Raw genomic sequence first — 6,646 nt, 5'->3', positions numbered from 1 at the left:
AAATTAGAATCTTTACCGCTTTTCTTTATTGCTAAATTAACTTGTTTTTGAAAATTTTCAGTATTTTCTATATCAACTCCATCTAGTTGAATAATGATGTCTCCTTTTTTGATACCACGCAGTGTAGCGTTACTATTACTATCTACATTGGTAACTATCACACCTTTTATAGGCGTGTCATTTTTACTTTCTTTTGGCTCTTTTGGTAGATTTGAAACAGTTAAACCAGTTATATAGTTAGATATTGATTTATTTTCTTCTATGTTGCTATCTTTGCTGTCATTTACAGATTCTTCGATAACAACTTTAACATTAACTTCTTTACCTTTTCTCAATAGCTTAATTTGCACTTTTTTTCCAGGTTCAGTCCTTGAGACCATTTGAGGTAGTTGTGTCATTCTATCAATTTTTTTACCATCAAATTCTAATAATATGTCACCTACCTTAATACCACCTTTTTCTGCAGGACTATCCTTCACTATGTTTGCAACCAGTGCACCTTTTACGTCTTTTCAACCTAAAGATTCAGCAAATTCTCTTGTTATAGGCTGAACTTGTACGCCAAGCCAACCGTGTTTTATTTTTTACCACTTTTTAATGTGTCAATAATAGATATAGCTAGATTAGATGGTATAGCAAAGCCTATACCCACATTGCCGCCAGACTCAGATGGGGAATAAATAGCAGTGTTAATACCTATAACTTTTCCATTTAAATCAAATAATGGACCTCCAGAGTTGCCTCTGTTAATTGCAGCATCAGTTTGAATAAACTCACTCGTGGTGCCAATACTAATATCCCTGGACCTTGCAGATATAATTCCTGTGCTTACAGAACCACCTAAACCAAATGGGTTACCTATTGCCATAACCGTATCACCAACCCTTGCTTTATCGGAATTACTAAACGTTACAAAGGAAAGGTCTTTGTCAGCTTTGATCTTAAGCACAGCGAGGTCAGTTCTTGCATCGTAACTCAAAACTTCTGCTTTGAAATAAGTGTTATCATTCATAGTAACTGTGATGTCTTGGGCGTTTTTAATAACGTGATAATTGGTTACTATAGTTCCACTTTTATCTATAATAAATCCGGATCCAAGCAATACCACTTCTCTGTTGATACTAGGGTTCCTATCTGTAAAAAACTGATCAAAATGCTCAAAAAACTCTCTAAAATCGTCAAAGAAATTATTTCTTGGTGCAAAAGGGGTTTTAGTTCTATTGTTATTTTCTTGCTTAACTATTTGTTCACTTGAGATGTTTACAACTGCAGGAATAAGTTCTTCCACTAGATCAGCAAGCCCTTGATTACAGTTGCATACATGGGTATTAGTGTCTGAGACCTTTTTTGTACTCCAATCAAACATATTAGCATACGAAGAAAATGAAATCAGAAAACATGCAAATATAGATAAAACCTTATTTTTCATAAACTATTTCCATCCCTTATTCAAAATATTTAAGAAATTATTATTTAGTGAAAGTACAAATTTAGTGTTATTTTCAGTAAATGATTTACTGTAAGCTCTCATAGAGCGATAAAAGTTAAAAAACTCTTCATCAACTTTAAATGCACTATTATAAATTCTAGTTGCTTCAGCATAGCCACGACCTCTTATTTCATAGGCTTCTCTTACTGCACTAGCAATAATTTCCCTTTTTAGTTTATCAGCTTTTGATCTAATTTCCTGCCCTTCTTGTTCTCCTTCTGCTCTGATTTCTTTTGCTTCTTTTTCTCTTTCAGTTTGCATACGCCGAAATATTGCAGAGCTATTTTCCTCTGGTAAATCTGTTCTCTTAATCCTGACATCTATTATTTCTATACCGAATTTTCCAGCTTCAGAGTAAACTCCACGTTGGATTAGTTGCATGACTTCTGATCTTTTTTCATTTAATAAACTAATTAATGAAAACCTCCCTATATTTTCCCTTATATGAGCTTCCATGATTGGATATAATCTTCTGACTAACCCTGATTCATTTCCTACAGTTTGGTAAAAAGTGATAGGATCTACTATTTTATATTTTGCATAAGCATCTACTATGACACGTTTTTGATCTGCAGTTATCACTTCCCTTGGAGTTTTGTCAGGACTTAAATCTAAAACCCTCTTATCAAGAAATTCTACATTATTTATAAGTGGTAACTTGAAATATAAGCCGCTTTTTCTAATATCTCTTACAAATTTACCCAGTTGTATAACTATTGCTTGCTTTGTTTCTTGCACAACAAATATTGAATTGGATAGAACGATCAACAAGATAGCAAATATAGAAACAAAAGCAATTTTAATGTTACTACGCATGATTATTTTCCCAAATTTGTAAGAGGTAAATAAGAAAACATACCTTTCAAATCTTCAGTGACAACAACTTTATCTACTTTATTAAAGATATTTTCCATGGTTTCAAGATAAATACGATTTTTTACGAGAGAAGGATTTTGCTTGTATTCCTCATAAAGAGATAAAAAGCGATTTGCATTACCTTTTGCTTCATTTATTATTTCATTTTCATATGCTTCCGCATCTAATTTTATCTTTATTGCCTCACCCTTTGCTCGAGGTATAATATCATTGCTATAAGCATATGCCTCATTTATAGTACGCTCTTTATCTGCGCGAGCACTTTGTACATCTCTAAATGAGCTAATTACTTTTTCTGGTGGGTCGATTTTTTTCATTTGAACAGATAAGATTTCTATGCCCATTTGATATCCGTCAAGAATTTGTTGCAATAAAATTCTAGTGTCTCTGGAAATTTCAGCTCTGCCTTGACCTTCGAGTGCAAAAGAGATCGTGTTTTTGCCTATTATTTCTCTCATAGCACTCTCGGCAGCATTTTTAACACTAAAACCAGGTTTATAATCCCTTACTTTGAATAAATAATCCTTAGCGTCCCTAACGCGCCATTGGACCTCAAAGTTAACGTTAACTATATTCTCATCTCCAGTGAGCATCACACCTTCGCCGCGATCTGTATCTCGCCCATAAGGACTACTTATCCCAATTTCTTCACGATTGACTTCTTTAACGTTCACTTTAAAAACCTTGCCGATAGGGTAGGGGAAGTGATAACGCAAGCCAGGTGTTTCCGTATTGGAATATTTACCAAATGTAAGCTCTATGCCTTCTTCACTTGGATGGACAATATAAAAACCAGTACAGGAATAGAATAACAAAATAATAAAAATGATGAGATAAGGCTTTTTGCCACTATTTCTTGTTAAACCAATAAAAAAGTACCTTATCTCAGATATAGCTTTACTTAAAATATCTTCATTATTAGGAGTTTTATTCCCTACCGTTTTTTTTTCCAGGTTCCAAGGGTTATGTTCATCAAACATAATGATTGATTCTATCAATTAATACACTAGTATTACTTCTTTAATGAGAAAATGCAAGCATAAATTACTTTTATTTACGAGTTAATTATCAGAATGGAAGACGTGATCGTATACTTTCTTTATCTCTATGTGATATGGTTAACTCTATAGAACTTTCTGGCCTTATTTTAAATCCCTTGTTATTGTTCTTTAGGTGCACTGCGTTTTCATGTAGGTAAGAATAGTGATTGGATAATAAAAGTGTTGTTAAAACTGCAATAATTAAAAATAATGCCCTTTTATGCATCGCATAAATATTTTATGCCTGGAGAGCCTTGAACCTAGTTTCTACGCCACAGAAAAACACGTCAAACAAAACTATTTAAAGATGGATGAACACTAACAGCCCAGTTAATACTAACTTAAGGTTGAAGGCATACAATATAGATATGTTTGGTTAATAGTGGGGTTCAAAATGTTACTTAGTCAAGAAGTAAACTCAAATTCTGTTGAAGCACAAAAACTTCAACAAGTAGATAATATTACACCTTCTTCAGAGGGTTTATTACAACAAATGCAATCATTGGAGAAAAGGATAAAGTCGTTAGAAGTAACGAACAGAGTAATACTTGGTTTATTTGTAAGTATTTTAGCAACAGCCATGACAGTAGGAGCTGGTTTTGCCATTGCAGCAGCTCCGATAATTGCTGGCAGTATAGTAGGTGGAGTACTTGCAGCTGTAGCACTTGCAGCACTTGGTGTAACTGTATATAAATGCAGGGCACAAGTAGAGGCGGGCTTCAAATATGCTGCAGAAAAGACAATTAAGGGGGTGAAATATATTGGAGGAAAAATTAAAGATAGTGCTATACATGCTAAAGACTCAGTAAAAGAAGCTGTGAGTTCTGTGGGACAAGTAGCAAGGGAAGAAACTAGTTCTGTGTTGAAAACAATGGGGCATAAGCTAAGTGGCTTAGGTGCGAGTATGTCTAATTTAGATAGCATCCCATATTCAATAGGGCTGCAAGATTCAATGGTTGTTTCAAAAACAGAAGAAAAAACGAAAAATTTTAATAGTATAAAAGAAATGTTCGTTAAGGAGGTTTTTGAAGATAAAGCTATTGATAGCTCTGTTTTAGTCAAAAAAATATTCTCTGAATTGAAGGGAAAAGTATTAGAAAAAGCTTACTCTGTTGATGGTCAATAAGGTTTCAAAAAGGACCAGTTAATCAATCAATTAGGGCAGCAAGCAGATTTTGTTAGCAAATTAAACTCTAAGAAGTTGCAAAATCTATTAGCTCAAGGTGACAACAATCTTTATGAAATTTTCTCTGAACACCATGATGAGATTAAGAGGATTGTTAAAGAGCACAAGACAGAGCGTAAGTTTTCAGAAAGTCTTAATAGAATGGCAAAAAGGCATGATGAAAACAGAAAAGATTCAACATGATCTAGTTTATCAAGAAGCAATTCACTTAGTTCTGTAAGAACTGACAGTACTGTTAATAGTACAGCAGAATTGTTGAATTCTGAGGAGCATAGAAAAGTACGATCTTCTAGTAAGCTCCTAAGGTGGTTACCATGGAATAAAGTAAGCAAAGCACCAGAAGAAGCTACTAACGTTAAGTATCAAGTTCTTCCTGAATCAGACATATTAGCTAGAGAAATAGGAAAGAGGACTTTTTATGGTATTCCTGTTCCAGCTGAAGGTGTTGATAAAACTGTAGCATTCAACCCTAATCTTTTTAGAAACAACTCACCTAATAGCTTATATGGTTCTCCTGTACTTAAGGAGGCTAAGACTGTTTCTGAAGAATTATTAAACAAGAAATTAATTATATGTGCAAATATATTTCCTAGAGTGAATTCTCTTTATTTATGGAAAGGTGAAATTAATAGTAGTTGTGAAGTAATAGCAACAGAAGCGATCAAGTTGATAAAATTGTAGAAAAAGTTGAGGCAATGCATTCTTATGATCAGCCAGCTATTGTGATAATACCTATAGAAAAAGTAAATAAATCTTTTGCTAATTGGGTTAATAGTGTTATTGATGTGAGTAGTATTGGGGTGTAGCCAAGTGGTAAGGCAGCCATGCGAAGGTTCGAATCCTTCTACCCCAACCGTATTAAGGGTGGTGTAAAATGATGTTACTTTTCTATAAGTTAAGGTTATTAAATTACATATTAGGCAGCTTAAAGGACATAGTTGTAAAGCTGTTTCTCCTCACAGTTTATCTTTATGCATCCAGCATTATGCTCATATTTCTTAGCAATGGCTTTTGGTATACTGTAGAATTTAGCTCTCCAAAAGATGCATTTTTCCATCTGTTTCAATATTGCAAGTGGTATTATGACAACAGAGAAAGTCTGGGTTATGAAGTTTCTTTTAGAGTGTTAGTGGGATTTCTTGCTCCGCACTTTCTCTATAGGTTGTTTCTTAACACAGGCTGGAAGTCTTTTTTAAAGGAAAAGATAATACAAATGCTCAAATTCATAATCATAGGCAAAAGGGGCAATAGAGTAAGTCACAGTAGTAAACCAAGTGCCAGTAGTTATAGCTATAGCAGAAAGAACAGTTACAGTAGTAACAGTCGTTATGGTTGCAATGATGAACATCATTCTCAAGATGCAAAACGAAAAGTAAATATGATAAAGCAGCTATTAATTAAAGATATAGAGGAAGCTATAGATAGAAGATTGCATGGTATTTTTTTCAGTGAAAAAGGCAAATCCCATTAAGTATGTACAGAAAGCTTTATCTGATTTTTTAGTAAGACTTTCTAGAATTGGCTATATTTTGTTTTTTACATATATCTGGTCATAATCAGCAAGTATACATGTATATACGAAATCTCGACTAAAGTCTGATAACCAGAAATTGCTTTATGTTTTTCTACCAAACTTTCAGCTTTTTTACAGTTACTTGTTGCATCAATCATTGCCTGTGCTATTACTGATTTCTACAACACACAACACCTTTGTATATAATCTAATGTACTATTTTATTTCATAGTAATTAAAAAAATTCTTTAAAATTGAAGTTGTTTGACATAATAATACTTATTTGGATTTGGAAATTCTGATTTGAAGTGATTTAAGTTATATAAACGCAATGTTACACGGTAAACTCAGTGCGTGATACATAGTTGTGTATCATGCACTGAAGTGATACCCTACTTTTTTTCTGGATCTCAGATTTGAATGATCTCTCTCTTAAATCGCTTTAGCCGTAAATGTTTAAGAAACTCACCAAGCAGGAAAAAAAGCAAAAGAAACCCTAGTCATATCTCTTATAGGAACTTAGCATTAATGTCGTATATGCT

At 33.4% G+C, this 6,646-nt stretch carries 3 protein-coding genes, 1 tRNA gene and 3 pseudogenes; 4 read left to right on the top strand and 3 right to left on the bottom strand.

What is annotated here, in order from left to right; genetic code table 11:
- The 3 genes and pseudogenes from CCY16_RS06840 to hflK all read right to left on the bottom strand — a co-directional run.
- Positions 1-1,429 (bottom strand): annotated as a pseudogene (locus CCY16_RS06840) (DegQ family serine endoprotease); the annotation flags it as partial.
- Between the two features lie 3 nt (positions 1,430-1,432).
- The gene (hflC, locus tag CCY16_RS03455; RefSeq protein ID WP_088414962.1) at positions 1,433-2,305 is read right to left on the bottom strand and encodes a protease modulator HflC; all 873 of its coding nucleotides are present in this window, start codon (positions 2,303-2,305) and stop codon (positions 1,433-1,435) included.
- Between the two features lie 2 nt (positions 2,306-2,307).
- A complete protein-coding gene (gene hflK, locus CCY16_RS03450; protein ID WP_088414960.1) occupies positions 2,308-3,345 on the bottom strand; it encodes an FtsH protease activity modulator HflK in 1,038 nt (345 codons plus the stop codon).
- Between the two features lie 454 nt (positions 3,346-3,799).
- On the opposite strand from hflK, the pseudogene CCY16_RS07110 reads away from it, so the two are divergent.
- From CCY16_RS07110 to CCY16_RS03425, 4 genes and pseudogenes are all read left to right on the top strand, one after another.
- Positions 3,800-5,074: pseudogene (locus CCY16_RS07110) on the top strand (actin-bundling T4SS effector WalE1 family protein); the annotation flags it as partial.
- An 84-nt stretch (positions 5,075-5,158) separates the two neighbouring features.
- Positions 5,159-5,397 (top strand): annotated as a pseudogene (gene cutA, locus CCY16_RS06835) (divalent-cation tolerance protein CutA).
- Positions 5,388-5,444 (top strand) — tRNA-OTHER (locus CCY16_RS03430). The pseudogene cutA and the gene CCY16_RS03430 overlap by 10 nt, the downstream one beginning before the upstream one ends.
- Before the next feature lie 21 nt (positions 5,445-5,465).
- Positions 5,466-6,062 carry a hypothetical protein gene (locus CCY16_RS03425; protein WP_088414956.1) on the top strand — a complete coding sequence of 199 codons (597 nt, stop codon included), beginning with the start codon at positions 5,466-5,468 and terminating at the stop codon, positions 6,060-6,062.
- Positions 6,063-6,646: the final 584 nt, after the last annotated feature.

Origin of the sequence: Wolbachia endosymbiont of Wuchereria bancrofti, from assembly GCF_002204235.2 — a bacterium.
In the GTDB taxonomy this organism is placed as follows: domain Bacteria; phylum Pseudomonadota; class Alphaproteobacteria; order Rickettsiales; family Anaplasmataceae; genus Wolbachia.
Note: the sequence above shows the minus strand (reverse complement) of the source record. Positions and strands in the feature narration are given on the sequence as shown.

Coding starts and splice junctions, on each gene's coding strand:
- hflC (WP_088414962.1), bottom strand. CDS start 2,305: ATGCGTAGTAACATTAAAATTGCTTTTGTTTCTATATTTGCTATCTTG.
- hflK (WP_088414960.1), bottom strand. CDS start 3,345: ATGTTTGATGAACATAACCCTTGGAACCTGGAAAAAAAAACGGTAGGG.
- CCY16_RS03425 (WP_088414956.1), top strand. CDS start 5,466: ATGATGTTACTTTTCTATAAGTTAAGGTTATTAAATTACATATTAGGC.